Origin of the sequence: Phormidium sp. CCY1219, from assembly GCF_035615515.1 — a bacterium.
Lineage (GTDB): Bacteria > Cyanobacteriota > Cyanobacteriia > Cyanobacteriales > Laspinemataceae > CCY1219.
Genome location: NZ_JAJENT010000207.1, coordinates 1 through 270, shown reverse-complemented (window position 1 = coordinate 270; position 270 = coordinate 1). Strand labels below are relative to the sequence as shown.

Here is a 270-nt window from a genome sequence, read left to right as displayed (position 1 = left end):
CGATTTACCGGCTCTTTAAATGAAGGCAATTGGAACTTCGGCGAATATCGAGGCGTGCAAACCGTCTCCATGCGACCGGGAGATGAATTTTTCATCATGTTGGTGCCGAATGGAAAGGTGCAGCAAGTCTTAGATAATCCCACCGCTGAAGGTGCAATTCGTCCCCTATTTTCCCTCGCCACATCTAACCCCAATGATGCCTATCATGTGGGACAAATTTCTGATGTCACCGGCGATGGAAATACCTTCGCAATGGAAGATTTGCGGGTA

General features: G+C 48.1%; 1 protein-coding gene. It reads left to right on the top strand.

What is annotated here, in order from left to right:
* Nucleotides 1-270: DUF4114 domain-containing protein (locus LKK83_RS31915; RefSeq protein ID WP_324628977.1), on the top strand; the 270-nt coding region annotated here is incomplete at both ends.